Raw genomic sequence first — 26380 nt, 5'->3', positions numbered from 1 at the left:
CGCGCGGGAACCCGTCGTTGCAGCACACTCTGGACATCCCGATGGAAAAGCGCTCCTACTTCGGCACCAGCGCGCTGCCCTACCTGCTCGTCGCGCCGCAACTGCTCATCACGCTCGTGTTCTTCCTGTGGCCGGCGGGCGTCGCGCTCTGGCAATCGTCGCAAACCCAGGACGCGTTCGGTACGTCGAGCGCGTTCGTCGGACTCGCGAACTTCAAACAGCTGTTCGCCGACCCGCTGTATCTGGCGTCGTTCAACACGACGATCGTATTCTGCACGCTCGTCACCGTGTCGGGCCTCGTGATATCGCTGTTGCTCGCGGTCTGCGCGGATCGCGTGACGCGCGGCGCGAAGGCCTATCAAACGCTGCTGATCTGGCCGTACGCGGTCGCGCCCGCGATCGCCGCAGTGCTGTGGTCGTTCCTGTTCAACCCGAGCATCGGCCTCGTCACGTATGCGCTCGCGAAATACGGCATCGTATGGAATCACGCGCTGAACCCCGGTCAGGCGATGTTCCTCGTCGTGCTCGCGTCGGTCTGGCAGCAGATCAGCTATAACTTCCTGTTCTTCTATGCGGGCCTGCAGGCGATTCCGCGATCGCTGATCGAAGCGGCCGCGATCGACGGCGCCGGTCCGGTGCGCCGCTTCTTCGGCATCGCCCTGCCGCTGCTGTCGCCGACCACGTTCTTTCTGCTGGTGATCAACATCACCTACGCGTTCTTCGACACCTTTCCCGTGATCGACGCGGCGACCGGCGGCGGCCCAGGCCAGGCCACCCGCACGCTGATCTACAAGATTTTCGCCGAAGGCTTCCAGGGGCTCGACATCGGCAGTTCGGGCGCGCAGTCGGTCGTGCTGATGATCATCGTCGTGGCGCTGACCGTCGTGCAATTCCGCTTCATCGAACGCAGGGTTCAATACTCATGATCGAGAACCGACGCGGTTTCGACCTGTTCTGTCACGCGGTGCTGATCATCGGCGTCGCGCTGGTGGTGTTTCCGGTGTACGTCGCGTTCTGCGCGGCGACGATGAGCGAGCACGAGGTGTTCACGGTGCCGCTGTCGCTCGTGCCGAGCACGCATCTGTTCGAGAACATCGTCACGATCTGGACGCAGGGCACCGGCAACGCCGCGGCGCCGTTCAATCGCATGCTGTTCAACAGCCTCGTGATGGCGCTCGTCATCGCGATCGGCAAGATCGCCGTGTCGATGATCTCCGCGTACGCGATCGTCTACTTCCGCTTTCCGTTTCGCACGCTCGCGTTCTGGCTGATCTTCATCACGCTGATGCTGCCGGTCGAAGTGCGGATTTTCCCGACCGTGCAGGTGGTGTCGTCGATGCATCTGAGCAATACGTACACCGGTTTGACGCTGCCGCTGATCGCGTCGGCGACCGCGACGTTCCTGTTCCGCCAGTTCTTCAAGACGCTGCCGGACGAGCTGATGGAAGCCGCGCGCATCGACGGCGCGGGCGCGCTGCGCTTCTTCTGGGACGTCGTGCTGCCGCTGTCGCGGACCACGATGGCGGCGCTCTTCGTGATCACGTTCATCTACGGCTGGAACCAGTATCTGTGGCCGATCCTGATCACCAGCCAGCAGTCGCTGATCACCGCGGTGATCGGCATCAAGGGGATGATCGCCTCGGGCGATACCGCGACCGAATGGCATCTGGTGATGACGGCCACGCTGCTCGCGATGCTGCCGCCGCTCGTCGTCGTGCTGACGATGCAGCGCTGGTTCGTGCGCGGCCTCGTGGATTCGGAAAAATGATCCGGTATGGCGGACTGCGCCAAGCACTCAAAATCAAAGGCTAGAACGGCATGGCTGCACTGACTCTGCAAAGCGTTAAGAAAACCTACGACGGCAAACAGTTCGTGTTGCACGGCATCGACGTCGACGTCGCCGACGGCGAATTCGTCGTCATGGTCGGCCCGTCCGGCTGCGGCAAATCGACCTTGCTGCGAATGGTCGCCGGGCTCGAGCGCATCTCCGACGGCAGCATTTCGATCGCCGGCAAGGTCGTCAACGAGCTGGAGCCGAAGGATCGCAACATCGCGATGGTGTTCCAGAACTACGCGCTGTATCCGCATATGAGCGTGGCCGAGAACATGGGTTACGCGCTGAAAATCGCGGGCGTCGATCGTGCGCAGATCGCGAAACGCGTCGAAGCCGCCGCGCAGATTCTCGAGCTCGGCGCGCTGCTGCAGCGCAAGCCGCGCGAGCTGTCGGGCGGGCAGCGGCAGCGCGTCGCGATGGGCCGCGCGATCGTGCGCGAGCCGGCGGTGTTTCTGTTCGACGAGCCGCTGTCGAATCTCGACGCGCGTCTGCGCGTGCAGATGCGCCTCGAAATCCAGCGCCTGCATGCGCGCCTCAAGACCACGAGTCTGTACGTCACGCACGATCAGATCGAAGCGATGACGCTGGCGCAGCGCGTGATCGTGATGAACCAGGGCCACGCCGAGCAGATCGGCGCGCCGACCGAAGTCTACGAGCGGCCGGCCACGGTGTTCGTCGCGAGCTTCATCGGCTCGCCGGGGATGAACCTGCTCGAAGGCCGTGTCTCGGAAGACGGCTCGACCTTCGACGTCGCCGGCAACGGCCCGAAGCTGCCGCTCGCGGGCGTGCCGTCGATCGGCCGCGAAGTCGCGACAGGCCGCGAGTGGACGCTCGGCATTCGCCCCGAGCATCTGAGCCCGGGCACGGCCAACGCACCGTTCGCGACACTGAGCGTCGATTCTTGCGAAATTCTCGGCGCGGACAATCTCGCGCACGGCCGCTGGGGCAAGCACGATGTGACCGCGCGGCTGCCTCACGCGCATCGTCCCGCGGCCGGCGAAGCGCTGCAGGTCGTGCTGCCCGCGCAGCATCTGCACTTCTTCGATCCGGCGACTGGACGACGCGCGAACTGAGACGTCCCCGGAGCGCCGCGACGGCGGCCCGCCGCCGGAACTCCCCTGCCGCCCGGCCCTCGCCGCGAAGTACAATGCCACCTGAACCACTTGCCGCGCGCGGCAGCGCCGTCGAATCCGACGCCGCGCCGGCCGGCGCCGGGTGTTCCGCCCGGCCCTCACACCGATTACCCATTCACCCCCGACTGCCCGCCCGCACGCGGCCGGCGTCGTCAACGTCTACTGCAAGCAAATGGCCCAATACGTTTTCACCATGAACCGGGTCGGCAAAATCGTGCCGCCCAAGCGCCAGATCCTCAAAGACATTTCGCTATCGTTCTTCCCCGGCGCGAAGATCGGCCTGCTCGGCCTGAACGGCTCGGGCAAGTCGACCCTGATCCGCATCATGGCCGGTGTGGACACGGAGATCGAAGGCGAAGCGACACCGATGCCGAACCTGAACATCGGCTATCTGCCGCAGGAGCCGCAACTCGATCCGCAGAAAACAGTGCGTGAAGCGGTCGAGGAAGGCCTCGGCGACGTGTTCAACGCGCAGAAAAAGCTCGACGAGATCTACGCGGCCTACGCGGAGCCGGACGCCGACTTCGATGCGCTCGCCGCCGAGCAGGCGAAGTACGAAGCGATCCTCGCAACGACCGACGGCAGCGCCGAGCAGCAGATCGAAATCGCCGCCGACGCACTGCGCCTGCCGGCATGGGACGCGAAGATCGAGCATCTGTCGGGCGGCGAAAAGCGCCGCGTCGCGCTGTGCAAGCTGCTGCTGCAAAAGCCCGACATGCTGCTGCTCGACGAGCCGACCAACCACCTCGACGCGGAATCGGTCGAATGGCTCGAGCAGTTCCTGACGCGCTTCCCGGGCACCGTGGTCGCCGTCACGCACGATCGCTACTTCCTCGACAACGCCGCCGAGTGGATTCTCGAACTCGACCGCGGCCACGGCATTCCGTGGAAGGGCAACTACAGCAGCTGGCTCGATCAGAAGGAAGAGCGCCTGAAGCAGGAAGAAGCGTCGGAGTCCGCGCGTCAGAAGGCGATCAAGAAGGAACTCGAGTGGGTGCGCCAGAACCCGAAGGGCCGCCAGGCGAAGTCGAAGGCGCGTATCGCGCGCTTCGAGGAACTGAACAGCCAGGACTACCAGAAGCGCAACGAAACGCAGGAAATCTTCATTCCGGTCGGCGACCGCCTCGGCAATGAAGTGATCGAGTTCAAGAATGTCAGCAAGTCGTACGGCGACCGGCTGCTGCTCGATAACGTCAGCTTCAAGATCCCGGCCGGCGCGATCGTCGGCATCATCGGTCCGAACGGCGCCGGCAAGTCGACGCTGTTCCGTATGCTGACCGGCCGCGAGCAACCGGATTCGGGCGAGATCGTGCAGGGTCCGACCGTCAAGCTCGCGTACGTCGACCAGAGCCGCGAAGCGCTCGCAGGCACCAAGACCGTGTTCGAGGAAATCTCGGGCGGCGCGGACGTGCTGACGGTCGGCAAGTACGAAACGCCGTCGCGCGCGTATATCGGCCGCTTCAATTTCAAGGGCGGCGACCAGCAGAAGATCGTCGGCAATCTGTCCGGCGGCGAGCGCGGTCGTCTGCATCTGGCGAAGACGCTGATCGCGGGCGGCAACGTACTGCTGCTCGACGAACCGTCGAACGACCTCGACGTCGAAACGCTGCGCGCGCTCGAAGACGCGCTGCTCGAATTCGCGGGCTCGGTGCTCGTGATTTCGCACGATCGCTGGTTCCTCGATCGCATCGCGACGCATATCCTCGCGTTCGAAGGCGACTCGCAAGTCACGTTCTTCGACGGCAACTACCAGGAATACGAAGCGGACAAGCGCGCGCGTCTCGGCGAGGAAGGCGCGCGGCCGAAGCGCCTGCGCTACAAGCCGATCTCGCGTTAAGAAGCGGGCGGACGACGGCCCGTCTGGCGTAATGCCGGACGGGCCGCGGGGCATGCGCGTTGCTGACCGTCGCTAGATGGAGGCGCGCGTGAAAGTCTCGCGCACGCGACAGACGGTCAACACCACGCCGCGCGATGCGGTGACGAGGAGACAGGCATGGCGATGTCGAAGGTCAGGCGCTGGATCGTCGTCCTGGGGGCAACGCTATTGGCGTTGATTCTGACCGCAATCGGCGCGACGCAATTCGCGCAACAGGAGGTCAAGAATCGCGTCAGCGCGGCGCTCGGGCCGCTTGGCAGCGCCGACAGTATCGACGTCGGCCTCACCTCGGTACACCTCACCCACGTCGTGCTAAAAGCGCCGCCTGGCTGGCCAGCGGGCGAACCGCTACGCGCCGACGAAATCACGATCACCCCGGACGTGCGCGATCTGATCGCGCGGCGCATGCATATCCGCGAGGTCGTCGTGCGCGGCTTCGACATGGCCGTGTTACGCACGAAGGACGGCTCGCTGAATCTGCTGCCGAACCTGCGCGAATCGCTGAACCGCGGCGATCAGCCGGGCAACGCCGGCACGGCGCCGCCGATCCCGCGCGAAAAGCTGGTCGACCATATCCGCTTCGAACACGGCAACTTCCATTTCTACGACATGACTGTCGGGCCGCCGCCGTTCAAGGTCACGGTCAGCAACGCCAACGCGAGCGTCGACCATCTGCATCTGCCGGCGCTTACCGAACCGACCAATGTCAGCGTTCGCGGCTCGATGAAGGGGCCGGCGCATACGGGCACCGTGACGTTCGACGGCTGGATCAAAATCGCCAGCCGCGATTCGCAGACGACGAGCACGCTGCACGGCGTCGATATTGCGATGCTCGATCCGTATCTGCTGAAGAAGGCCGGCACGCGCGCACAGGTGACGGGCGGCACCGTCGACCTGACGATTGAATCGACGGTGCGGAACTATCATCTCCATGCGCCCGGCACGGTGACAGTCCACAATCTGCAGCTCGCCGAATCCGACAATCCGCTCGAGACGTTCATGTCGATTCCGACCCGCGCCGCCGTCGCGGCGCTGAAGACGCATAACGGCGACATCACGCTGCATTTCGTGCTCGACGGCGATCTGCGCGATCCGAAGTTCTCGGTGCGCGAAGGAATCCTCACGCGCATCGGCGCGGGGTTTGCGAAGGCGCTCGGGGTCAGCGTCGAAGGCGTCGCGAAGGGTGCGGGCGAGACCGTCAAGGGTCTCGGCAATGCGCTAAAGAATCTGCTGGGGCAGTAGCGGCGGCGGTCAGGTCAAACCGGCAAGCCCAATTCGCGCAGCTTGGCTTCCGTTTGCGCGGCGCTCGCGTGATGCACGCCGTGCCAGCCGAGCGCCGTCGCGGCTTCGGCGTTCTTCGCGTTGTCGTCGATGAAGACGAGTTCGGCCGGCTCGACACCGGGCATTTGCAGTGCGATGCGCCGGCGCATCTCCGCGAAGATCGCCGGGTCGGGCTTCACGAGCTTCACGCGCCCCGACACGACGATGTCGCGAAACCGCCGCAGAACCGGATAGTGCTCCCACGCGTACGGAAACGTCTCGGCCGACCAGTTGGTCAGCCCGAAGAGCGGCACCTCGGCCGCTTCGAGCTTTTCCATCAGCGCGATGCCGTCGTCGAGCACACCCGCCACCATCTGGTGCCAGCGCTCATAGAACGCGCGGATCAGCGGTTCGTGATCGGGAAACCGCGCGATCAGCTCGTCGGTGGCTTCGACGATCGGCTGACCGCCATCCTGGCGGATCACCCAGTCCATCGAGCAGACGTGCGTGAGGAACCAGCGGCGCTCGGCTTCGTCGGGAATCAGCTCGCGGTAAAGGTACTCGGGACTCCAGTCGATGAGCACACCGCCGAAATCGAACACCACTGCCTTGATCGCCATCCACCACGCTCCTTTGGGAAGGTCGTCGCTAGGCTCAGATGGGTTGCGTGCGCAGTTCCAGCCACGCTTTCGCGTCGCCCGACACATGCGGCGCTAGGCGCGTGCGCACCGTCTCGTGATACGCGTTGAGCCACGCGCGCTCGTCGTCGCGCAGCAGCGACAGCTCGATGCAGCGCGTGTCGATCGGACACAGTGTCAGCGTTTCGAACTTCAGGAAATCGCCGAATTCGGTTTTTTCGGCGGCCACGTTCAGCACGAGGTTTTCGATGCGCACGCCCCACTTGCCCGGCCGATACAGACCCGGCTCGTTCGACGTGATCATGCCCTCCTCCATCGCGGTCCACGGTTCGGCCGGCGCGTAGTGCGAGATCACCTGCGGGCCTTCGTGCACGTTCAGGAAGTAGCCGACCCCGTGACCGGTGCCGTGGCCATAGTCGGCGCCGGCCTGCCAGATCGGTGCGCGCGCGATCGCGTCGAGCATCGGCGAGCGGATGCCGCGCGGGAATTGCGCGCGTGACAGCGCGATCATGCCCTTCAGCACGACCGTGAAATCGCGGCGCTGTTCGTTGCTCGGCGTGCCGACCGGGACGACGCGCGTGATGTCGGTCGTGCCGCTCAGATACTGGCCGCCCGAATCGATCAGCAGCAGGCCATTGCCTTCGATCACCGCATGCGACTCCTCGGTCGCGCGATAGTGCGGCATCGCGCCGTTCGCATTGAAGCCCGCGATCGTCGCGAAGCTCAGCGACACGAAGCCGGGACGGCGCGCGCGAGCTGCCGTCAGACGCTCGTCGATCGTCAGCTCGGTGACGCGCTCGCGGCCGAGCGCGCTTTCGAACCACGCGAAGAATTCGGCGAGCGCGGCGCCGTCCTGCTCCATCGTCTCGCGCACGTGCGTGGCATCGGCGGCGGTCTTGCACGACTTCAGGAAAGTGGACGGATTGACCGCCTCGACCACCTTGACCGACGACGGCACCGCCTGCAGCGAGCCGTACGTGATGCGGCGCGGATCGATCAGCAGCGTGCTGCCGGCTGGCAGGGCGGCAAGCGCGTCGGCGGTTTTCGCGTACGGCTCGACGCTGATGCCGTCGCGCGCGAGCACTTCGGCGAGCGCTGGCGACACCTTGCCGTCGGCGATAAACAGCGACGCCCGATCCACGCCGATCAGCGCGTGCGCGACGAACACCGGGTTGTAGCTGACATCGGCGCCGCGCAGATTCAGCAGCCAGGCGAGGTCGTCGAGCGTCGAGATGAAGTGCCACTGCGCGCCTTTCTCGACCATCGCGCGACGCACCTGCGCAAGCTTGTCCGCGCGTGTGACGCCCGCTTGCGGCGCGGCGTGCTCGAAGACGGCGTCGGCGGGCAGCGCCGGGCGCTGCGCCCAGATCGCGTCGAACAGATCGAGGTCGGTGCGCAATCGCACGCCGCGCGCGATCAGTGCGGCGCTCAACGCGCGCGCGGCCGCGACGCCCAGCACCGCGCCGTCCACACCGACCGTGCCGCCGCTCGCGACGTTCTGCGCGAGCCATTCGAAATGCGGCGTCGTGAGCTGGCCGCCGGTCATCTTCATCAGCTCGACACCGCTGCCGGCGAGCTGCGCACTCGCCTGCTCCCAGTAGCGGCTGTCGGTCCAGACGCCGGCGAAATCGGCGGTGACGATCAGCGTGCCGGCCGAGCCGGTGAAGCCCGACAGCCACTGGCGGCCTTGCCAGCGCCCTGGCAGATACTCGGACAGATGCGGATCCGCCGACGGCACGAGGTAAGCGGCAATGCCTTCGCGCGCCATCGCGGCGCGCAGGCTCGCGAGGCGCTCGGGAATGGAGGAGGTTTCGGGAAGTCGGGCGTTCATGGAGTTACCTGCAAGGATTCATCGACGGATTGACCGGCGCGTTGATTGACGCGACAAGAGGCCGACCGTCACGGCGACGGCGATGAGCGCGACGGCGGTGCATACCGGCCATTCGAGCATGTCGCCGTCATGGAAGAGACTTGTCACATTGCCGGCCATCCGCGCGACGCTCGTGCCGAGCACACCGGCCAACAGCGCGGCCCACCAGCGGGCGCGGCTCGCGCGGCGCTGCGGATGCAACCACCAGCCCGCGAGGCCGATCACCGCGCCGAGTAGGAGAATGCCCGGCCAACCCATCAGGCGTCGACTCCAGACTGGGCGCTCAAACACGGCAAGATCAATTTCGGATTCGTCTCATAGGCGAAAGGAGCCGCCAACGCTAGCATTTTTGCCTCCTCAACTATACAAGTTCAGCACGGCGCTTTCCGCATAGCGGTTGAGTTTAGGGATCGGGGTGTGCTTAGGCAAGTTGTAAGTCTGACGAAAACGCCTCATGCTTCGCCCGTTGCCAGGCTGACGCAGCGCCATGCGCATCGCCCTTATCGAACCCGACGTCCAACACGCCAAACTGGTTGACCGGCTCATTTTCGCCGGCGGCCACGCGTGCCAGCACTTCACCACTAGCGCCACGTTCCTGCAGCGCGCTACCGACGAATTTTTCGACCTGTTGATCACCGAAAGTTGGGCCGGCGACCATTGCGCCGAAGACGTGATCCCGCGCGCGCGCTCCATTCTGCCGGGCCTGCCCGTCATGATGCTGCTGACCGCACCGCGCGAATGCCAGATCGTCGCCGCGTTGCATGCCGGCGCCGACGACTGTCTCAGCAAGCCAGTGCGCGGCCCCGAAATGCTCGCGCGTATCGAGGCGCTGCAGCGCCGTGCGGGCCTACGGCGGCCGCCCAACCGTCGACGCGACGTGATCGGCGGCTATACGTTCGACGCGGCGAATTTGGCCGTGACATTCCGCGACCTGACCGTGATCCTGACGCCGAAGGAATTCCGCCTCGCGCTGTTGTTGTTCAACAATCTCGCGCGGCCGGTGTCGCGCGCGCATATTCTCGAAACCGTGTGGGCCCGCCGCCGCGACGTAAAGTCGCGCACCATCGACACCCACGCGTCGCGCGTGCGCAGCAAGTTGCAACTGCGCCCGCAGCTTGGCTACACGCTGACGCCGGTCTATGGTTACGGTTACCAGCTCGACGCGATCCCGCCGGAGAGCCTGACAGGCGCGAACTGACGCATGGGGGATATATGGCGGGCAGGATGTGAGTATCGTGGAAACGCTATAATATGAGGCTGAACGATAGCTCCCCCAAATGCAGCTTCTAACGATCGGAATCAACCATCACACTGCGCCTGTCGCCTTGCGCGAACGCGTGGCGTTTCCGCTCGAACAGATAAAGCCCGCTCTGGATACGTTCAAAGGCATCTGGCTGGGCCACATGGCCCCCAACGCGCCCGAGGCCGCAATTCTGTCCACCTGCAACCGCACCGAACTCTACTGCGCGACCGACGACCTCACCGCGCGCGAAGCCTCAGTGCAGTGGCTGTCGAAGTACCACAACCTCCCCATCGATGAACTCGCGCCGCACGTCTATGCGTTGCCGCAGTCCGAAGCCGTGCGCCATGCGTTCCGCGTCGCGTCGGGGCTCGATTCGATGGTGCTCGGCGAAACGCAGATCGTCGGACAAATGAAGGACGCGGTGCGCACCGCCTCCGAAGCCGGCGCGCTCGGCACCTATCTGAATCAGCTATTCCAGCGCACCTTCGCCGTCGCGAAGGAAGTGCGCAGCACGACCGAAATCGGCGCGCAGTCGGTGTCGATGGCCGCGGCCGCGGTACGCCTCGCCCAACGCATTTTTGACAAGATCGCGAACCAGCGCGTGCTGTTCATCGGTGCTGGCGAAATGATCGAACTTTGCGCGACGCACTTCGCGGCGCAGCATCCGCGGGAACTCGTCGTCGCGAACCGAACCGCCGAGCGCGGCATGCGGCTCGCCGAGCGCTTCAACGGCCGCGCCATTCCGCTCTCCGAGTTACCCGCGCGGATGCACGAATTCGACATCATCGTGTCGTGCACAGCGTCCACGTTGCCGATCATCGGTCTTGGAGCGGTCGAGCGCGCGGTCAAGGCGCGCCGTCACCGGCCGATTTTCATGGTCGACCTCGCGGTGCCGCGCGACATCGAACCCGAAGCCGGCCAGCTCGAAGACGTGTTCCTGTACACCGTCGACGACCTCGGCGCGATCGTCCGCGAAGGCAATGCGTCGCGCCAGGCCGCGGTCGCGCAGGCCGAAGCGATCATCGAAACGCGCGTGCAGAACTTCATGCAGTGGCTTGATGCGCGCAGCATCGTGCCGGTGATCCGCCACATGCACACGCAGGCCGACACGCTGCGCCGCGCAGAGGTCGAACGCGCGCAGAAAATGCTCGCGCGCGGCGACGATCCGGCCGCAGTCCTCGAGGCACTGTCGCAATCGCTCACCAATAAGCTGATCCATGGTCCTACGCACGCGCTGAATCGCGCGAGCACCGACAACCGCGACAAGCTGATCGAACTGATGAGCGGCTTCTACAAACACTCCGGCTCTACCGAACGTTAGCGGCGCAGTGCTCGCCGCACCCCGCGCGCCACCGCCGTGGCTCGCAAAGTGCTCCGCCCCGGGCATTCGCCCGTTCTCCTGGCCGCATCCATTCCGGAGTCCGCTCCGCTACCCGCCCGATGAAAACGAGCATGCAACGCAAGCTCGACCAGCTGACCACCCGGCTGGCCGAACTGAACGACCTGTTGAGCCGCGAGGACGTCACCTCCAACCTCGACCAATACCGCAAGCTGACGCGCGAACACGCGGAGCTCGGCCCGCTCGTCGAGCATTACGGGCTGTGGCGCCAGGCGCAAAACGACGCCGCCACGGCGCAGGAACTGCTCGCCGACGCGTCGATGCGCGATTTCGCCGAAGATGAAATCCGCGCAGCACGCGATCGTATGGAGACGCTCGGCGTCGAACTGCAGAAAATGCTTCTGCCGAAAGATCCGAACGACGAGCGCAACATTTTCCTCGAAATCCGCGCGGGCACCGGCGGCGACGAATCCGCGCTGTTCGCGGGCGATCTGCTGCGCATGTATCTGCGCTATGCCGAGCGCAACCGCTGGCAGGCCGAGATGATGTCGGCGAGCGAATCGGACCTCGGCGGCTATCGCGAAGTGATCGTGCGAATTGCCGGCGATGCCGCGTATTCGAAGCTGAAGTTCGAGTCGGGCGGGCATCGCGTGCAGCGCGTGCCCGCCACCGAAACGCAGGGCCGCATCCATACCTCGGCGTGCACGGTCGCGGTGATGCCGGAGGCGGACGAGATCGGCGAAGTCGAGATCAATCCGGCCGATCTGCGTATCGACACGTTCCGCGCGTCGGGCGCGGGCGGCCAGCACATCAACAAGACCGACTCGGCGGTGCGCGTCACGCACTTGCCGACGGGCATCGTCGTCGAATGTCAGGACGACCGCTCGCAGCACAAGAACAAGGATCGCGCGCTGAAGGTGCTCGCCGCGCGCATCAAGGACAAGCAGGCGCACGAGCAGCAGGCGAAGGAAGCGGCGACGCGCAAGAACCTGATCGGCTCGGGCGACCGTTCGGAGCGCATCCGCACGTACAACTTCCCGCAGGGGCGCCTCACCGATCACCGCATCAATCTGACGCTGTATCGCCTCGACGCGATCATGGATGGCGATCTCGAAGAACTGATCGCGGCGCTTGTCAGCGAGCATCAGGCCGAACTGCTGGCCTCGCTCGGCGACGCCGACTAACGCCCCGCCAATGACCGACGCCTCCCCGGCTCCGCTCGACTCCACCGCTCTGCCCGCCACGGCCGAGGCGCTATTGCGCGCATCGCCGCTGCCGCCGCTCGAAGCGCGGATTCTGCTCACGCATGTGCTCGGTTGGCGGCGCACGCAGCTGATCACGCGCGGCGAGGAGCCGCTCGAACGCGCAAGCGTCGAGCGTTATCGCACGCTCGAGGCGCGGCGCATGGCCGGCGAACCGGTCGCGCAGCTCGTCGGTGCGCGCGAATTCTTCGGGCTCGAATTCGAAGTGACGCCGCACGTGCTGATTCCGCGTCCTGAGACCGAGCTGCTGGTGGAGACCGCGCTCGCGGCGATCGAACCTCGGCCGCGCCCACGTGTGCTCGATCTCGGCACCGGGACCGGCGCAATCGCGGTGGCGATCGCGTCGATGCGGCCCGACGCGCAGGTCTGGGCGCTCGACCGCTCGGCCGACGCGCTCGCCGTCGCCGCGCGCAACAGCGCGCGCCTGCTCGACGTGAAACGCCCGGGGGGCGCCGTCGTATTCCTGCCCAGCGACTGGTACGACTCGCTCGACGCCGCGTTGCGCTTCGATGCGATCGTCAGCAATCCACCGTATATCGCGAGCGGCGACCCGCATCTGCGTGAAGGCGATCTGCGCTTCGAGCCGCGCGGCGCGCTCACCGACGAGGCCGACGGCCTCAGCGCGATCCGCGCGATCGTCGCCGGCGCCCCCGAGCGTCTCGCCGCCGACGGCACGCTTTGGATCGAACATGGCTACGACCAGGCCGAAGCCGTGCGCGGGTTGCTGAGCGAACGCGGTTTTGCCGAGGTCCGCTCGGCGCGCGATCTCGCCGGCATCGAGCGGATCAGCGGCGGCGTGCTGCGCGCCGCTGCGGCCTGAGCGCGGTCGCCGAGGCTAAAACCCCCAGGCGCGACGTGGCTGCGGCCGCCCGTAGCGAAATCCGCTATCATTTCAGCCTAATCTCATCCTTTATCGGAACCGCAAGGTCAGTCATGGATACGCAACAACGCATCAAGCAAATCGTCGACGGCAACAACGTCGTTCTCTTCATGAAGGGCACGGCCCAGTTCCCGATGTGCGGTTTTTCCGGCCGCGCCATCCAGATCCTGAAGGCGTGCGGTGCCGGTGAAATCAAGACCGTCAACGTGCTCGAAGACGACGAAATCCGTCAGGGCATCAAGGTGTTCTCGAACTGGCCGACCATTCCGCAGCTGTACGTGAAGGGCGAATTCATCGGCGGCTCGGACATCATGATGGAGATGTACGAATCGGGCGAACTGCAGCAGCTGTTCGCCGCGGCCTGAGCGTTCTACGCTTCGTTGGCTTCATCAGGCGCCGCAAGCCATGCAGCAAGCACGCACCGCGGTGCCTCGCCGGCTGATCGTCGCGATCACCGGCGCCACCGGCGCCATCTACGGCATCCGGCTGCTCGAGACGCTGCGGCGGCTCGGCGGCGTCGAGAGTCACCTGCTGATTTCGAGCGCGGGTTTGCTCAACATCCAGCATGAACTCCAGTTGGGCAAGGAAGACGTGCATCCGCTCGCGGATGTCGTCCATTCGGTGCGCGATGTTGGCGCGAGCATCGCATCCGGCTCGTTCGCGACCGACGGCATGATCGTCGCGCCCTGCTCGATGAAAACTCTCGCGAGCATCGCGCACGGTTTCGCCGACAACCTCATCACCCGCGCCGCCGACGTCACACTGAAGGAGCGTCGCCGTCTCGTGCTGCTGGTGCGCGAAACGCCGTTCAATCTCGCGCATCTGCGCAATATGACGGCCGTCACCGAAATGGGCGGAGTGATCTTCCCGCCGCTGCCCGCGTTCTATAACCGGCCTGCTTCGATCGACGAGATGGTCGACCACACTGTCGCACGCGTGCTCGATCTGTTTGCGCTAGGGCCAGCATTGTCGCCGGCGTGGGAAGGATTGCGGGGCGCGCAGGATTAACCGCGACAACGCGGATTAACAACAGCCGCGACGCAATCAATTCCCGCCGAACCCGTTTATCAAGCTGGCGTGCGGACCTATATTGGTAGCAACCCAATTTCTCCGTGCCGTGCTTACTCGGCCGCGTTGCTCTCATGAACCGCTTACCTTCGCTTTTCCTGTCTCACGGCGCACCCACGTTGCCGATCGATCCGTCGATGCCGTCCGCCGAGTTCGGCGCGCTCGGCACGCAATTGCCGCGTCCTGCGGCAATTCTGATGCTGTCGGCGCACTGGGGCACCGCGCAGCCACTCGCGAGCATCGCGACGGCGCCTGAAACCATTCACGATTTTTATGGTTTTCCGCGCCAGCTCTATGAAATCCAATACCCGGCGCCGGGCGCGCCCGACGTCGCACGTAGCGCCGCCGCGCTGCTCGGCGCGAACGGCATCGTCGCGGACGTGCAGCCGCGAGGACTCGACCACGGCGCATGGGTGCCGATGCTGCTGATGTTTCCGCGAGCGGACGTGCCGATCGCGCAACTGTCGATCCAACCGCGCAAGGACGCCGCGCATCATTTCCGCGTCGGCCGCGCGCTGCGCGCGCTGAAAGACGAAGGCGTGATGGTGATCGGCTCCGGCCAGATCACCCATAACCTGCGCGCCGCCGATTTCTCCGCGCGCCCGGAAGACGCCGATCCGCGTGTGGCCGAATTCACCGACTGGTTCGAGGACAAGCTTGTCGCGCGCGATATCGACGCGCTGCTCGACTATCGCCGCCAGGCGCCGCACGCGGTGTTGATGCATCCGACCGACGAGCATCTGTTGCCGGTATTCGCTGCGCTCGGCGCCGCCGACGACGACTATTCGCTCGCGATCCAGTCGCTCGGCACCTACCAACGCTCGCTCGCGATGACGAACTACGTGTTCGGGACCGCCTGATCCGGCGCGGGGGTCGCGCACAAAAGTCAACAAAAAGCCCGCCTGATCAGTGATCAGGCGGGCTTTTTATCGGCCCCGAAAGATCCGCGTCGAGCGGATCTTCGGTTTCGACCGGCGCTCAATGCGCGCCGACACCTTCGAGCACTTCGTCGTGCACGAGCCGCTCGTCCAGATACTCCGAACGATAGCCGCTGTTCACGCCCCAGAAGTAGAACACCAACGAGAAGGCGATCACGGCGAGCATGTCCCAGCCATACGGCAGAATGCCGAAGCCGCCAAACTCCTTGCTGCCGATCAGCGACAGGATCGCCATGATCGGCAGATACGCGACCAGCCACCAGGCAGCCTTCAAGTCACGGCCCCAGCCCTCGAAGCCCGACTTCGCCTGGAAGTAGAAATACACCGGCAACGCGACGACCATCAGCAGAATGATTTCGCCGGTCAGCGGCCACTTCGCCCAGTACAGGATCAGCGACGCGCAGACGAACGCGAACGGCGCGATCACCTTCATGCCGGCGATGTGCAGCGGGCGCTCGAGATCGGTTGCCGCGCGGCGCAGTGCCATCAGGCTGATCGGGCCGGTCAGGTACGAGATCACGGTCGCGACCGAAATCACCGCCGCGAGCGAACTCCAGCCGCGGAAGAAAAACAGGAAGATGAACGAGACGAGCAGGTTGAACCACATCGCGTTGCGCGGAACGCCATAGAACGGGTGCACGTTACCGAACATCTTCGGCATCGTGTTGTTGCGCTCCATCGCGTAGATCATGCGCGAGGTGGTCGCCATGTAGGTCGTACCGGTGCCGCTCGGGCTCACGAACGCGTCGACGTACAGCAGGATCGCCAGCCAGTTCAGGTTCAGCGCAATCGCCAGTTCCGCGAACGGCGAAGCAAAGCTGAAGTGGCTCCAGCCCTTCATCACGTCGGCCGGATTCACGGCGCCGATGTATGCGATCTGCAGCAACACGTAGATCACGAGCGCGAGCAGAATCGAGCCGATCACCGCGAACGGCACGCTCTTGGCCGGATTTCGCGCTTCACCGGCCAGGTTGATCGGGCTCTGGAAACCGTTGAACGCGAACACGATGCCGCTCGTCGCGACCGCGGTCAGCACCGCCGACCAGCCGTACGGCGCGAACGTGGTCGTCTGACCAAAGTTCTCAGTGTGAACGCCTGTCATCATCAGGCCGAGGATCGTTGCGCCCGGGATCAGGAACTTGAAGATCGTGATCGCCGAGTTGGCGCGCGCGAATAGCTTAACGCCCCAGTAGTTGAGCAGGAAATAGATGATGACGAGCCCGGCGGACAGCAGTAGGCCGTTGGTCGTCAATGACCCGTCGACGAACAGCGCACGCGCCCAGGGATAGGGCCACGTACTCATATATTGGATCGATGCTTCGGCCTCGATCGGGATCACCGACACGATCGCGATCCAGTTAGCCCACGCGCTGATGAAACCGACCAGCGCGCCGTGCGAGTAGCGCGCATAGCGCACCATCCCGCCAGATTCCGGAAACATCGCACCGAGTTCCGCGTAGGTCAGCGCAATCGCGAGAATCACGACCGCACCGATGATCCATGCGCAAATCGCAGCCGGACCGGCGATTTTTGCAGCCTTCCACGCGCCGAACAGCCAGCCCGATCCGATGATCGAGCCCAGACCGGTCAGCATCAGCGCGAATGGCCCGATGTTCCGTTGTATAGAACTTTTCACTTCTTCTCCTAAATCAGAACCATGTCGGCACCGCGTGACATCGCTTGTGGCGGGGGAAACGGGGTGACGCGCATGTAAGCGCGTCCATATGCGGAACAGGTGCAACCGACGCGCGGCGCGTAGTTTAACGGTTGCACCGTGTTGCTGCAGCGAAACCGCAGCCGAACTAAGGGTTCCCCTAACAAAAAGTTGGCCCCCTGCGCAAGCTTTGTAAGAAAATTTCGGATAAGTCCGGCAAAGTTTCGTCTAGACTGTTGACCTTCGTCCGAATTCGCCGTATAACGTTCGGGCAGGATTTCAAGTGGCGAGTGAAGTGGTTCTTTCGTAGTTCGCCCATCAACGGTACTCCGGTTGGTCCCATTACCCCCTTCCTTGATTTTCATGCACCCGGGCTTCGGCCTTATTCACCATTTTTTAGGAAAAAGTAATATGGAAACCGGTACCGTCAAGTGGTTCAACGACGCTAAGGGCTTCGGCTTCATCACTCCGGACGGCGGCGGTGAAGATCTGTTTGCGCATTTCTCGGAAATTCGCACGGAAGGCTTCAAGACGCTGCAAGAAAACCAGAAGGTCACGTTTGAAGTGAAGACGGGCCCGAAGGGCAAGCAAGCGGCTAACATCAAGCCGGTGTAAGCTCCGCGCTTCCTTCTGGACGCAAAAAAACCCCGCCTCGGCGGGGTTTTTTATTACGGCGGCCAATCTGAATGCACCGATTAACTTCGCGTGACTTCGCAATTCGCGGCGGATTATTTGTTGATTATCCGGGATTATCCGAATACACGCCGCGCATGAATACCGAGGCCGGTCGCCACGCTCGCGAGACGATCGCCGAACACCGCTTGCGCGTCTGGAAACGCCGCGGCCAGCGCGCCCGACAGAAACGCGAGGCCGGTCGACCCGCCGGTGAAATAGATCGCGTCGACATCGCGCGGCGCGACGCCCGCCGCCTGCACCGTATCGCGCGCGGCCTGCACGATGCGTCGCGTTTCTTCCTCGCCTGCCTTGACGAGCTGCGCTTCGTCGAACGCGAGACGCAGATCCTCTTCCACTTGCTCGAGATCGATTACGGTCTCGCCGCCCGCCGCCACGCCGATCTTGGCCTCTTCCGCGTGGGCGGCGAGCGCGTGCCCGAAACGCTGCTCGACCACGCGCATCAGCCGGTCGTGGTGCTTCGTCTCCGTGAAAAGGTGCCGCATCAGCGCGAGTTCGCTGACGCGCTTCGGCGTGTAGACGGTGTTGATCAGGTGCCAGGTCGCGAGATCGAAATAAATCCGGTTCGGGATTTCGCGCCCTTGCGGATCGAGCGACTGGTAGCCCAGTTCACGCAGTATCGTAGCGAGTTCGACGCGGCGGTCGAAGTCCGTACCCGCGACGTGCACGCCGTGGTGCGCGAGCACGTCGTCCTTGCGCTCGACGCGCTTCATCCGTTCCGGCCCCACTCGCACGAGCGAAAAGTCCGAGGTACCGCCGCCGATGTCCGCCACAAGCACGAGCCCCTCGGCGCTCAGGTGCGATTCGTAGTCGAACGCAGCCGCGATCGGTTCATACTGAAAGTGGATGTCGCGCAAGCCGGCCGTGCGCGCGGCGGCTTCGAGCTGTTGCTGCGCCATCTGGTCGGCGCGCGGGTCGTCGTCGACGAAGAACACTGGGCGGCCCAGCACCGCGCGGTCGATCGCCCCGCCGGCGCTCGCCTCGGCCGCGCGTTTCAGGTGAGTCAGGAACGTCGCGATCACCTCGGTGTACTTGATCGCACTGCCGTCGCCGAGATCGGTTGTATTCTCGGCGAGCGGCGAGCCGAGAATGCTTTTCATCGAGCGCATCAGCCGGCCGTCGAAACCGTCGATGTAAGCAGCGAGCGCCGCGCGCCCGAACTCGCTGGTGTGTTCGTCGGTATTGAAGAAGACCGCGGTGGGCAGCGTCGTGTACGCGCCTTCGACCGGCGCCAGCTTCAGCTGCGGGCCGGCCGGAACCGCGACGGCCGAATTGGAAGTACCGAAGTCAATCGCGCAATAGTTCATGGCAGGAATGGCCGCTCACGGCTGGCGCGCACAGAAAGGGGAGCGGCTTTGTATCACGAAAACTCCGTCAGCATCAACTGAAGCTGACGGGACGTCCGCAAGATCGTTAGAAATCATGGCGCGGAATGGATCTTGCGGCGTCCGACCGGATATGCCGTCCCATTTCGCCATCGAGGAGACTTCGCGTCATGAGCGTGCCGCCCACCGCCGCCGTCGATGACCAGCATGCCACGCTGATCGAAACCGATCTGCCGTCGCGGCTGGACCGTCTGCCGTGGGGCCGCTTTCATACGCTGATCGTGGTCGCGCTCGGCGTGACGTGGCTGCTCGACGGCCTTGAGGTGACGCTCGCCGGCGCGGTCGCGAGCGCGCTGAAAACCAGCCCGGCGCTGCGCTTTTCGAATGCCGAGGTCGGCCTCGCGGGCAGCGCATACATTGCCGGCGCGGTGCTCGGTGCGCTCGGTTTCGGTTGGCTGACCGACCGGCTCGGCCGCCGCAAGCTGTTTTTCATCACGCTGACGCTCTATCTGGCCGCGACCGCGGCGACCGCGCTGTCGTGGAATCTGACGAGCTTCATGCTGTTCCGCTTCCTGACCGGCGCGGGTATCGGCGGCGAATACACGGCGATCAACTCGACGATCCAGGAATTCACGCCGGCACGCGTGCGCGGCTGGACCGACCTCGGCATCAACGGCACGTTCTGGGTGGGCGCGGGGCTCGGCGCCGCGGGCTCGCTGGTGCTGCTCGATCCGCACCTGCTGCCTTCCGACTGGGGCTGGCGCGCGTGTTTTTTCATCGGCGCGGTGCTCGCGCTGGCGATCCTGCCGATGCGCATCTGGATACCCGAAAGCCCGCGCTGGCTACTCACGCACGGCGACGAGCGCGACGCCCGCACGATCGTCGAAGGCATCGAGACGCGTTTTCGCGACGCCGGCCACACGCTCGCCGACGACGCCCTCACGCGGCTGCGACTGCGCGCGCGCGACCATACGCCGTTGCGCGAGGTGTTCCACACGCTGTTCAACGTGCACCGGCGCCGCGCGCTGGTCGGTCTCACGTTGATGACCGCGCAGGCATTCTTCTACAACGCGATCTTTTTCACCTACGCGCTCGTCCTCACCGACTTCTATCACGTGCCGGGCGACGACATCGGCTGGTATCTGCTGCCTTTCGCGCTCGGCAATTTCCTGGGGCCACTCGTGCTCGGGCGGCTGTTCGACGTGATCGGCCGACGCAAGATGATCGCCGCGACCTACGCGATGTCGGCGATCCTGCTGACGCTGTCAGGCTATCTGTTCGAGCAGCAACTGCTGAGCGTCGTCACGCAGACGGTCGCCTGGATGGTCATTTTCTTCTTTGCGTCGGCGGCCGCGAGTTCCGCGTATCTGACCGTGAGCGAATCGTTTCCACTCGAAATCCGCGCGCTCGCGATCGCGGTTTTCTATGCGTTCGGCACCGCGCTCGGCGGCATCATCGGGCCGGCGTTTTTCGGTCGGCTGATCGATACGCATCAGCGCAGCGAGGTGTTTTCGGGCTATCTGGTCGGCTCGGCGTTGATGCTCGCGGCGGCGCTCGTCGCGGCGATCTGGGGTGTCGACGCGGAGCGCAAGTCGCTCGAACATGTGGCCGCGCCGCTGTCGAGCGTGACGGATGGTGAGAACGGCATGGACGGCGCTGCATGAAAAACGCGCGGACCGTGCCGCGCGTGCCTGACTGCTTCGTTGCTCATCGCCTGCTTTCCTCGCTTTACGCGAAATCGCGCGGCAAGCGCAGCAAATCCATCACTCAGAACGCCTTCTTCCAGGCGCCGGCGTACGCGATCTCCGCGAGCGCCGCGCGTTGACGCGGCGCCTTCTCGCGTTCGCGCAGGACCGGGTCCAGTTTGTCGACGTCGCCGTAATGGCCGAGCGAAATCATCGCGATCGGCTCGACGTCCTTTGGTAATTCGAAGGTGGTACGGAACGCGTTCACGTCGAAGCCGCTCATCTGGTGCGCGGCGAGGCCGAGCGCGTGCGCCTGCAGCACCAGCGCCATCGCCGCCGCGCCGGCGTCGTAGAACGCGCAGCGGTTTACGTCGCCCTTGTTGGTCAGTGTGTGCGCGGTCACCGCGATCAGCACTGGCGCGGGCGCATTCCAGCCCTGGTTGAACGGCACTAGCGTGGCGAAAGCCTTCTTGAATGCGACTTCGTCGACGCTGCGATCGAATACGACAAAACGCCAGGGCTGCGCGTTATATGAAGACGGCGCCCAGCGCGCCGCTTCTAGCACGGCTCGCAACTGATCGCGGCTCACCGGCTCGCTCGAATACGCGCGAGGGCTCCAGCGGCCTGCAATCAGCTCGTGAATGGCAACTTCGGTTGAGGCGGGTTTGGTGGCCATGCGCTTCTCTCGGTAGAAATTCATGATCGTCGGGCGGCTGCCCGAGGCCACATAGCATAACGGGCTTTCGGTGCGCGCTCCAAGTTGCGGCGCGGCGCTATGCGTGCTGGCTGAGAAAATGCGCACGGCCCCGTTATGGGGCCGTGTGCCGATGCTTCGCTGACGGTGAATCCGCGCGGCGCGCGAGGCGCCTCAGATTGCCTGCGGCGTCGGTACCTTGGCAGGGCGGTTGATGCGCAGCACGATCACCGCGGCGATCAGACACAAGCCGCCGGAAATCATCGATGCGACCGTGTAGGTGCCAAGACTCGCGCGCAGCATGCCCGCACCGAGCGCCGCGAACGCCGCGCCGAGCTGGTGGCCCGCGACCACCCAGCCGAACACGATCGGCGCCGATTCCTTGCCGTAGACGTCGGTCGCAAGACGCACGGTCGGCGGCACGGTGGCGATCCAGTCGAGACCGTAGAACACCGCGAACAGCGGCAGTCCGAAAAAGTCGATGCCGAACGCGTGCGGCAGATACATCAGCGACAGCCCCCGCAGCCCGTAATACCAGAACAGCAGCACGCGGCTATTGAAGCGGTCCGACAGCCAGCCCGACATCGTCGTGCCGAAGAGGTCGAACACGCCCATCGCCGCGAGCAACGACGCGCCCTGCACTTCGGTCATCCCGTAGTCGCCGCACATCGCGATCAGATGGGTGCCGACATAGCCATTGGTGCTCGCGCCGCAAATGAAGAAGCTGAAGAACAGCAGCCAGAAGTCGCGCGTTTTGCTCGCCGACGCGAGCGTGCCGAATGCGATCGCGAGCGGATTCTGCCTGGTGACGGTCGTCGTGATGGGCGCGTCGTGCGGTTCGCCGTACGGGCGCAGCTGCATGCTGGCCGGATGCTCGGGCAGCAGGAAGGCGACGAGCGGAATCACGACGCCCGCCGCGAGCGCGACGACCCACACGACCTGACGCCAGCCGTAATGCTCGGCAATGGCCGCGAGCAGCGGCAGAAACACCAACTGGCCGGTCGCCGAGCTGGCGGTCAGGATACCCATCACGAGACCGCGGCGCGTCGTGAACCAGCGCGTCACGACCGTCGCCGACAGCGACAGCGCCGCTACTCCGGTCGAGCCGCCGACCATCACGCCCCAGATCAGCACCATTTGCCACGGATGCGTCATCAGCGACGACAGGGCGACACCCGCAGCCATGGTGCCCAGCGCGCTCAGCAGCGTGGGGCGCACACCGAAGCGCTGCATCGCGGCGGCCGCGAACGGCCCCATCAACCCGTACAGCGCGATGTTCACCGAGATCGCGAGCGAAATCGTCGCGCGGCTCCAGCCGAATTGGTGCTCGAGCGGCACCATCATCACGCTCGGTGTCGCTCGCGTACCCGCAGCCGCGAGCAACACCAGGAACACCACGGCGACGGTCAACCAGCCGTAATGGAAACGCCCGCCTATCAGTCGCGCAGCCCAGTTCATTGGTTCTCCCATCGACGCGGCCCCAGTGGCCGCGCCGTTCGTATTATTACGGCCCCGGTGAATGACTTGTGACAGATCGGTCACAATAGTGTTGCGATCTTAGTTACTGGTCAGTAACATGTCAAGGCGTCAATCTCATTCGGGTGACTTGCCATGTCCGACAGCGAAACCCCCAAGCCCGCTCGTACTCGTGCGCGGCGCGCGCGCGGCGCGCAGACCGCCGGGCCGCAGGCGCAGCTGCATCTGCTGCGCGCGGCCAGCGAGTTGTTCTATCGCGAGGGCGTGCGCACGGTCGGCGTCGATGCGGTGGTCGAGCGCGCGGGCGTGAACAAGATGAGTCTGTACCGGCAGTTTTCGTCGAAGGACGAGCTCGTGATGGCGTATCTGGAGCAGAAGGACGAGCAGTTCTTCCGCTACGTCGAGAAGAGCTTCGAGAAGCATCGGGGCGAGCCGGCGAAGCAGCTTCGGCAGTTCTTCGACGACCTCGCGGTACGCGCCTCGGTCGGCGATTACCGCGGCTGCCCGTTCGTGAATGTGTCGGTGGAGTTTTCGGATACCGCGCATCCGGCGCGGCAGTTCGTGTTCGGCAACAAGCAGCGCCTGATGGCGCGCCTCGTCGAACTGTCGACGGCGGCCGGCGCCGGCGATCCGCAAGCGCTGGCCGATGGGCTCGGTCTGCTGATCGAGGGCGTGTACGCGGCGAGCCAGACTTACGGGCCGGGCTGCGGGCCGATCCTCGCCGCGCCGAAAGTCGCCGCGCAGTTGATTGCGGCCGCTTGCGCGGAGAAGCCGGTTCGCTGAGCCAGTCCGTCAGCCGGGTCCTTTAGAATTGCGCGTTTTCCCGTCACATCCGTCCGCCATGCCGTTGCCCGCCGAATCCCACGATGCCGTTATCGCCGCGACCCGTCATTGGCTGACGGAGGCCGTGATCGGCCTGAACCTGTGTCCGTTCGCGAAGGCCGCGCATGTGAAGGGGCAGATTCGCTATGCGGTCAGCGAAGCGCACACGCTCGAAGCGGTGCTGACCGACCTGGAAGCCGAACTGCAGACCCTCGTCGCCGCCGACCCCGCCGCCATCGACACGACGTTGCTGATTCTGCCGCGCGCGTTCGACGACTTTCTCGGCTTCAACGACTGCCTGTTCTTCGCCGACCGGCTCGTCCAGCAGCTACGGCTCGAAGGCGTCATCCAGATCGCGAGCTTTCATCCGCATTACCAGTTCGAAGGCAGCGAGCCCGACGATATCGAAAACTACACGAACCGGGCGCCCTATCCGATCTTGCATCTGCTGCGGGAAGACAGCATCGAGCGAGCCGTGCAGGCCTTTCCCGACGCGGAAGAGATCTACGAGCGCAATCAGGAAACGCTGCGGCGCATTGGCCTCGCGGGCTGGGATGCGTTGATGAAGCGCTAAGTGAAGCGCCCAGCCGCGCCTCAGGCCGGCACGAAAAATCGCTCCTTCAGCGCATCGAGCCCGAGCGCGTCGAGCACTTCGCCGAGCCGCTCAGCGGGCCGGCGTCGCGGCAGGTCCTTGTATTGCGCGATGATCAACTCGTTTTTCATCGAGTGTTCCCAGCCGACCAGCTCGGTCACGCTGACCTGATAGCCATGCGCTTCGAGCTGCAGGCAGCGCAGCACGTTCGTGATCTGGCTGCCGAATTCGCGCGTGTGCAGCGGATGCCGCCAGATTTCCGTCAGCGCGGTCTTCAGAGCCTTGCCCTTGTTCTGCCGCAGCACGCCGGCTACCTCGGCCTGGCAGCACGGCACGACGACGATGTACTTCGCGTGCTTTTCGAGTGCGAAACGGATCGCGTCGTCGGTGGCGGTATTGCACGCGTGCAGCGCGGTCACGATGTCGATTTCGGCGGGCAACCGCGTCGACGTGATCGACTCCGCCACCGACAGATTCAGAAACGACATCCCCTTGAAGCCGAGCCGCGCCGCCAGCTCTTCTGACTTCGTCACCAGCTCTTCGCGCGTTTCAATGCCGTAAATGTGCGAAGCCCCACCAGCGACGTCCTGAAACTCCTTGAAAAACAGGTCGTACAGGATAAAACCGAGGTATGACTTGCCCGCGCCGTGATCGACGAGCGTCAGCGCCCCCTGCTGGTCCTTCAGCTCCTTGAGTAGCGGCTCGATGAACTGGAACAGATGGTAGACCTGCTTCAGCTTGCGACGGCTGTCCTGATTCATCTTGCCGTCGCGCGTGAGGATGTGGAGCTCTTTGAGCAGTTCGACGGACTGGTTGGGACGGATTTCGTGGGTTTTGCCGGACATCGTATGGGTCGCCATCAATTGCAGTGCGAACGTGCGACAGATGACGGAAAAAGAGAAAGGTTGCTGCCAGTTTACCCAAAGTGCAGCAATCCCAGCCAGTACGCCGCCCGGACCACGGGAGACAGGCGGTCGACTAGGAACACTTCCTGCTCGAAAGGCGTTGCGCGGAAGTGTCTCGATAATGGCTGAAAACAGCTTGAGCGCCGGCTGAGAAAACAGGAGGCTGTCCGGCCGTGCAACCGGACACGCGAACCGGATGCATGTGGGGAGAGCGGTCCCGCAACAAGGGCCGAACATTACGTAACCAGCAGCGGCCGGCTTTGCAACGGGTCGCGCGCTCGGATGATCACAGAAGAGGCGGCAATGGATACGGTACCCAACGGAAATGTCGAACAGAAGTTTCAGGAAATGCTGGCGAAGCTCACCGCCGCGCCGGCGTGGTCGGAGAAACAGCAACTCGAACTGGAGATGGCTCGCGACATCTCCACGGAAATGCTGCGACTTGCCGAGGTCATGCGCGACGGCAACGTCGACCTAGAGACCTGCCTGACGATGCTCAAGTACGCCAAGGTCCTCGACTTCGTGATGACGACGCTCGCGTCGCGACGCGACATCAAGCCGCAGACGTTGCGGGTGATCTTCAAGCTCGCCGGGCTGAAGGTCGATGAGGCCTATCCGGGTTAGCGCGTCGGCATCCTGATTAGATTGGCTTGGTATCGCGTTTCTCGTGTCACGACAAGACTGCTGCAACACGCCCGCACGCGGGCGGCTGTATGCCGCTCGCGACGCGGGCTTCCACACTCCCCTTCCACGGGTGTCTCAAGCGTGCGGCGCCTCGACGGGCGGCGTTCCCTCATGAAATAGCGTCTTCAGCTGCTCGCGCAGCTCCGGCGAATCCGCGTGCTTGTGAACGCTGACGGCATGCTGGACCGCGGCTTCGAGCAGTTCGCCGTCGCTGTCGGCGGATAGCGCGACAGTGCAGTTCGTTTCGCTCGGAAACTCGCGACAGTCGATATATTTGCGGGTCATGGCAATCTCCTTGAACCAGATGATCGACCCTTCCACCGATTCGACAGGCGATGCGCCTCGGCTGCCGGCGCGCGGCAGTGAAGCGCGCCGCAGCGGCTGCGTCGGAAGTGACGTGATTGGGGATTAACGCGAGAAACGACGCGAACGGCGACTGATGGAAGGTGTTTGAAAAGTATAGGTCGTGTGCGGCGCGAGCCAAGCGGTGAACGCGATGCGCAACGGCC

The 26380-nt window shown here is 64.4% G+C and carries 26 protein-coding genes; 17 read left to right on the top strand and 9 right to left on the bottom strand.

The features are described from left to right. Positions 1-41 precede the first annotated feature (41 nt). From ugpA to OKW45_RS34600, 5 genes are all read left to right on the top strand, one after another. Positions 42-926: a sn-glycerol-3-phosphate ABC transporter permease UgpA gene (gene ugpA, locus OKW45_RS34620; RefSeq protein ID WP_429473263.1), complete on the top strand. Its 885-nt coding sequence runs from the start codon at positions 42-44 to the stop codon at positions 924-926. Beyond that, positions 923-1768, top strand: coding sequence for a sn-glycerol-3-phosphate ABC transporter permease UgpE (gene ugpE, locus OKW45_RS34615; RefSeq protein ID WP_018420112.1), 846 nt, complete (start codon positions 923-925; stop codon positions 1766-1768). The genes ugpA and ugpE overlap by 4 nt, the downstream gene beginning before the upstream one ends. Positions 1769-1818: 50 nt before the next feature. Beyond that, complete coding sequence (locus OKW45_RS34610; protein ID WP_429473262.1) at positions 1819-2907, top strand: sn-glycerol-3-phosphate import ATP-binding protein UgpC; 1089 nt, start codon at positions 1819-1821, stop codon at positions 2905-2907. 232 nt (positions 2908-3139) lie between these two features. After that, the gene (gene ettA, locus OKW45_RS34605) at positions 3140-4804 is read left to right on the top strand and encodes an energy-dependent translational throttle protein EttA (protein WP_018420110.1); all 1665 of its coding nucleotides are present in this window, start codon (positions 3140-3142) and stop codon (positions 4802-4804) included. 156 nt (positions 4805-4960) lie between these two features. Next, a complete protein-coding gene (locus OKW45_RS34600; RefSeq protein WP_429473260.1) occupies positions 4961-6085 on the top strand; it encodes a DUF748 domain-containing protein in 1125 nt (374 codons plus the stop codon). 14 nt (positions 6086-6099) lie between these two features. Here the strand turns inward: OKW45_RS34600 and OKW45_RS34595 are convergent, their stop codons facing one another. Genes OKW45_RS34595 through OKW45_RS34585 form a run of 3 tightly spaced genes read right to left on the bottom strand, consistent with a single transcriptional unit; the run spans position 6100 to position 8869 of the window. Beyond that, a complete protein-coding gene (locus OKW45_RS34595) occupies positions 6100-6723 on the bottom strand; it encodes an HAD family hydrolase (protein WP_429473259.1) in 624 nt (207 codons plus the stop codon). 34 nt (positions 6724-6757) lie between these two features. Then, positions 6758-8572, bottom strand: coding sequence for an aminopeptidase P family protein (locus tag OKW45_RS34590; RefSeq protein ID WP_429473257.1), 1815 nt, complete (start codon positions 8570-8572; stop codon positions 6758-6760). A gap of 18 nt (positions 8573-8590) precedes the next feature. Further along, the gene (locus tag OKW45_RS34585; protein WP_018420106.1) at positions 8591-8869 is read right to left on the bottom strand and encodes a hypothetical protein; all 279 of its coding nucleotides are present in this window, start codon (positions 8867-8869) and stop codon (positions 8591-8593) included. Positions 8870-9098: 229 nt separating this feature from the next. On the opposite strand from OKW45_RS34585, the gene OKW45_RS34580 reads away from it, so the two are divergent. The 7 genes from OKW45_RS34580 to OKW45_RS34550 all read left to right on the top strand — a co-directional run bounded on the left by OKW45_RS34580 (position 9099) and on the right by OKW45_RS34550 (position 15263). Further along, positions 9099-9809: a response regulator transcription factor gene (locus OKW45_RS34580; protein ID WP_018420105.1), complete on the top strand. Its 711-nt coding sequence runs from the start codon at positions 9099-9101 to the stop codon at positions 9807-9809. A 79-nt stretch (positions 9810-9888) separates the two neighbouring features. Then, positions 9889-11175, top strand: a complete 1287-nt coding sequence (gene hemA / locus OKW45_RS34575; protein ID WP_018420104.1) for a glutamyl-tRNA reductase — start codon at positions 9889-9891, stop codon at positions 11173-11175. Positions 11176-11294: 119 nt separating this feature from the next. Continuing rightward, on the top strand, positions 11295-12377 hold the full coding sequence (gene prfA, locus OKW45_RS34570; RefSeq protein ID WP_429473255.1) for a peptide chain release factor 1: 1083 nt from the start codon (positions 11295-11297) through the stop codon (positions 12375-12377). A 10-nt stretch (positions 12378-12387) separates the two neighbouring features. Further along, positions 12388-13275, top strand: coding sequence for a peptide chain release factor N(5)-glutamine methyltransferase (gene prmC / locus OKW45_RS34565; RefSeq protein ID WP_429473253.1), 888 nt, complete (start codon positions 12388-12390; stop codon positions 13273-13275). A 113-nt stretch (positions 13276-13388) separates the two neighbouring features. Next, positions 13389-13700, top strand: a complete 312-nt coding sequence (gene grxD, locus OKW45_RS34560) for a Grx4 family monothiol glutaredoxin (RefSeq protein ID WP_018420101.1) — start codon at positions 13389-13391, stop codon at positions 13698-13700. Positions 13701-13740: 40 nt separating this feature from the next. Next, positions 13741-14343, top strand: coding sequence for a UbiX family flavin prenyltransferase (locus tag OKW45_RS34555; RefSeq protein WP_429473251.1), 603 nt, complete (start codon positions 13741-13743; stop codon positions 14341-14343). Positions 14344-14477: 134 nt separating this feature from the next. Beyond that, complete coding sequence (locus OKW45_RS34550) at positions 14478-15263, top strand: DODA-type extradiol aromatic ring-opening family dioxygenase (RefSeq protein ID WP_429473249.1); 786 nt, start codon at positions 14478-14480, stop codon at positions 15261-15263. Between the two features lie 118 nt (positions 15264-15381). Here the strand turns inward: OKW45_RS34550 and OKW45_RS34545 are convergent, their stop codons facing one another. After that, positions 15382-16977 carry an APC family permease gene (locus OKW45_RS34545; RefSeq protein WP_429473247.1) on the bottom strand — a complete coding sequence of 532 codons (1596 nt, stop codon included), beginning with the start codon at positions 16975-16977 and terminating at the stop codon, positions 15382-15384. Between the two features lie 429 nt (positions 16978-17406). Between OKW45_RS34545 and OKW45_RS34540 the strand changes: the two genes are divergently transcribed. Continuing rightward, positions 17407-17610 (top strand): cold-shock protein, encoded by a 204-nt coding sequence (locus tag OKW45_RS34540; protein ID WP_007180251.1) that lies wholly within the window; start codon positions 17407-17409, stop codon positions 17608-17610. Between the two features lie 134 nt (positions 17611-17744). Here OKW45_RS34540 and OKW45_RS34535 read toward each other — a convergent pair whose 3' ends face one another. After that, positions 17745-18995, bottom strand: a complete 1251-nt coding sequence (locus OKW45_RS34535) for an Hsp70 family protein (RefSeq protein WP_018420097.1) — start codon at positions 18993-18995, stop codon at positions 17745-17747. A 188-nt stretch (positions 18996-19183) separates the two neighbouring features. Between OKW45_RS34535 and OKW45_RS34530 the strand changes: the two genes are divergently transcribed. Then, on the top strand, positions 19184-20677 hold the full coding sequence (locus OKW45_RS34530; RefSeq protein ID WP_429473245.1) for an MFS transporter: 1494 nt from the start codon (positions 19184-19186) through the stop codon (positions 20675-20677). Between the two features lie 103 nt (positions 20678-20780). Here the strand turns inward: OKW45_RS34530 and OKW45_RS34525 are convergent, their stop codons facing one another. Both OKW45_RS34525 and OKW45_RS34520 read right to left on the bottom strand, forming a co-directional pair. Then, entirely contained in the window at positions 20781-21374 is a 594-nt protein-coding gene (locus OKW45_RS34525; RefSeq protein WP_018420095.1) for a nitroreductase family protein, read from the bottom strand. A 192-nt stretch (positions 21375-21566) separates the two neighbouring features. After that, positions 21567-22850 carry an MFS transporter gene (locus tag OKW45_RS34520; RefSeq protein ID WP_018420094.1) on the bottom strand — a complete coding sequence of 428 codons (1284 nt, stop codon included), beginning with the start codon at positions 22848-22850 and terminating at the stop codon, positions 21567-21569. A 153-nt stretch (positions 22851-23003) separates the two neighbouring features. Here OKW45_RS34520 and OKW45_RS34515 point away from each other — a divergent pair, with 153 nt between their 5' ends. Beyond that, on the top strand, positions 23004-23651 hold the full coding sequence (locus tag OKW45_RS34515) for a TetR/AcrR family transcriptional regulator (protein WP_429473243.1): 648 nt from the start codon (positions 23004-23006) through the stop codon (positions 23649-23651). A gap of 58 nt (positions 23652-23709) precedes the next feature. Then, positions 23710-24264, top strand: coding sequence for a DUF1415 domain-containing protein (locus OKW45_RS34510; RefSeq protein ID WP_018420092.1), 555 nt, complete (start codon positions 23710-23712; stop codon positions 24262-24264). Between the two features lie 20 nt (positions 24265-24284). Here the strand turns inward: OKW45_RS34510 and OKW45_RS34505 are convergent, their stop codons facing one another. Continuing rightward, positions 24285-25127, bottom strand: coding sequence for a class I SAM-dependent methyltransferase (locus OKW45_RS34505; RefSeq protein WP_018420091.1), 843 nt, complete (start codon positions 25125-25127; stop codon positions 24285-24287). Between the two features lie 363 nt (positions 25128-25490). On the opposite strand from OKW45_RS34505, the gene OKW45_RS34500 reads away from it, so the two are divergent. Then, entirely contained in the window at positions 25491-25811 is a 321-nt protein-coding gene (locus OKW45_RS34500) for a type II toxin-antitoxin system HicA family toxin (RefSeq protein ID WP_026225718.1), read from the top strand. 135 nt (positions 25812-25946) lie between these two features. On the opposite strand, the gene OKW45_RS34495 is transcribed toward OKW45_RS34500, so the two are convergent. Next, on the bottom strand, positions 25947-26156 hold the full coding sequence (locus tag OKW45_RS34495; RefSeq protein ID WP_018420089.1) for a DUF1059 domain-containing protein: 210 nt from the start codon (positions 26154-26156) through the stop codon (positions 25947-25949). Positions 26157-26380 lie beyond the last annotated feature (224 nt).

Source organism: Paraburkholderia lebeckiae (assembly GCF_050436225.1).
Lineage (GTDB): Bacteria > Pseudomonadota > Gammaproteobacteria > Burkholderiales > Burkholderiaceae > Paraburkholderia > Paraburkholderia tuberum.
The sequence above is the reverse complement of the archived record's forward strand: the minus strand, read 5'-3'. Positions and strand labels throughout refer to the sequence as shown.

What these genes read in the sequence shown, in the direction of transcription:
- hemA (WP_018420104.1), top strand. Translation starts at nt 9,889, where the DNA reads ATGCAGCTTCTAACGATCGGAATCAACCATCACACTGCGCCTGTCGCC.
- OKW45_RS34580 (WP_018420105.1), top strand. Translation starts at nt 9,099, where the DNA reads ATGCGCATCGCCCTTATCGAACCCGACGTCCAACACGCCAAACTGGTT.
- OKW45_RS34525 (WP_018420095.1), bottom strand. Translation starts at nt 21,374, where the DNA reads ATGGCCACCAAACCCGCCTCAACCGAAGTTGCCATTCACGAGCTGATT.
- ettA (WP_018420110.1), top strand. Translation starts at nt 3,140, where the DNA reads ATGGCCCAATACGTTTTCACCATGAACCGGGTCGGCAAAATCGTGCCG.
- prfA (WP_429473255.1), top strand. Translation starts at nt 11,295, where the DNA reads ATGAAAACGAGCATGCAACGCAAGCTCGACCAGCTGACCACCCGGCTG.
- OKW45_RS34595 (WP_429473259.1), bottom strand. Translation starts at nt 6,723, where the DNA reads ATGGCGATCAAGGCAGTGGTGTTCGATTTCGGCGGTGTGCTCATCGAC.
- OKW45_RS34535 (WP_018420097.1), bottom strand. Translation starts at nt 18,995, where the DNA reads ATGAACTATTGCGCGATTGACTTCGGTACTTCCAATTCGGCCGTCGCG.
- OKW45_RS34495 (WP_018420089.1), bottom strand. Translation starts at nt 26,156, where the DNA reads ATGACCCGCAAATATATCGACTGTCGCGAGTTTCCGAGCGAAACGAAC.
- OKW45_RS34505 (WP_018420091.1), bottom strand. Translation starts at nt 25,127, where the DNA reads ATGTCCGGCAAAACCCACGAAATCCGTCCCAACCAGTCCGTCGAACTG.
- OKW45_RS34500 (WP_026225718.1), top strand. Translation starts at nt 25,491, where the DNA reads ATGGATACGGTACCCAACGGAAATGTCGAACAGAAGTTTCAGGAAATG.
- OKW45_RS34600 (WP_429473260.1), top strand. Translation starts at nt 4,961, where the DNA reads ATGGCGATGTCGAAGGTCAGGCGCTGGATCGTCGTCCTGGGGGCAACG.
- ugpE (WP_018420112.1), top strand. Translation starts at nt 923, where the DNA reads ATGATCGAGAACCGACGCGGTTTCGACCTGTTCTGTCACGCGGTGCTG.
- OKW45_RS34515 (WP_429473243.1), top strand. Translation starts at nt 23,004, where the DNA reads ATGTCCGACAGCGAAACCCCCAAGCCCGCTCGTACTCGTGCGCGGCGC.
- OKW45_RS34610 (WP_429473262.1), top strand. Translation starts at nt 1,819, where the DNA reads ATGGCTGCACTGACTCTGCAAAGCGTTAAGAAAACCTACGACGGCAAA.
- ugpA (WP_429473263.1), top strand. Translation starts at nt 42, where the DNA reads ATGGAAAAGCGCTCCTACTTCGGCACCAGCGCGCTGCCCTACCTGCTC.
- grxD (WP_018420101.1), top strand. Translation starts at nt 13,389, where the DNA reads ATGGATACGCAACAACGCATCAAGCAAATCGTCGACGGCAACAACGTC.
- OKW45_RS34550 (WP_429473249.1), top strand. Translation starts at nt 14,478, where the DNA reads ATGAACCGCTTACCTTCGCTTTTCCTGTCTCACGGCGCACCCACGTTG.
- OKW45_RS34510 (WP_018420092.1), top strand. Translation starts at nt 23,710, where the DNA reads ATGCCGTTGCCCGCCGAATCCCACGATGCCGTTATCGCCGCGACCCGT.
- prmC (WP_429473253.1), top strand. Translation starts at nt 12,388, where the DNA reads ATGACCGACGCCTCCCCGGCTCCGCTCGACTCCACCGCTCTGCCCGCC.
- OKW45_RS34530 (WP_429473245.1), top strand. Translation starts at nt 19,184, where the DNA reads ATGAGCGTGCCGCCCACCGCCGCCGTCGATGACCAGCATGCCACGCTG.
- OKW45_RS34540 (WP_007180251.1), top strand. Translation starts at nt 17,407, where the DNA reads ATGGAAACCGGTACCGTCAAGTGGTTCAACGACGCTAAGGGCTTCGGC.
- OKW45_RS34585 (WP_018420106.1), bottom strand. Translation starts at nt 8,869, where the DNA reads ATGGGTTGGCCGGGCATTCTCCTACTCGGCGCGGTGATCGGCCTCGCG.
- OKW45_RS34555 (WP_429473251.1), top strand. Translation starts at nt 13,741, where the DNA reads ATGCAGCAAGCACGCACCGCGGTGCCTCGCCGGCTGATCGTCGCGATC.
- OKW45_RS34590 (WP_429473257.1), bottom strand. Translation starts at nt 8,572, where the DNA reads ATGAACGCCCGACTTCCCGAAACCTCCTCCATTCCCGAGCGCCTCGCG.
- OKW45_RS34520 (WP_018420094.1), bottom strand. Translation starts at nt 22,850, where the DNA reads ATGAACTGGGCTGCGCGACTGATAGGCGGGCGTTTCCATTACGGCTGG.